Raw genomic sequence first — 399 nt, 5'->3', positions numbered from 1 at the left:
TTTCCTTAGAAAGGAGGTGATCCAGCCGCACCTTCCGATACGGCTACCTTGTTACGACTTCACCCCAGTCATCGGTCCCGCCTTCGGCAGCTCCCTCCTTACGGTTAGGTCACTGACTTCGGGCGTTACTGACTCCCATGGTGTGACGGGCGGTGTGTACAAGACCCGGGAACGTATTCACCGCGGCATTCTGATCCGCGATTACTAGCGATTCCAGCTTCGTGTAGTCGGGTTGCAGACTACAGTCCGAACTGGGACGTTATTTTTGGGATTTGCCCACCCTCGCGGGTTCGCTTCCCTTTGTTTACGCCATTGTAGCACGTGTGTAGCCCAAATCATAAGGGGCATGATGATTTGACGTCATCCCCGCCTTCCTCCAGGTTATCCCTGGCAGTCTCC

1 rRNA gene is annotated in these 399 nt (G+C 55.1%); it reads right to left on the bottom strand.

The window, feature by feature from the left end:
• Positions 1-9 precede the first annotated feature (9 nt).
• Positions 10-399 (bottom strand): 16S ribosomal RNA (locus tag GPK81_RS14950); the annotation flags it as partial.

Source organism: Blautia sp. MCC283 (genome assembly GCF_018785565.1).
Taxonomy (GTDB): domain Bacteria; phylum Bacillota; class Clostridia; order Lachnospirales; family Lachnospiraceae; genus Blautia_A.
The sequence above is the reverse complement of the archived record's forward strand: the minus strand, read 5'-3'. Positions and strand labels throughout refer to the sequence as shown.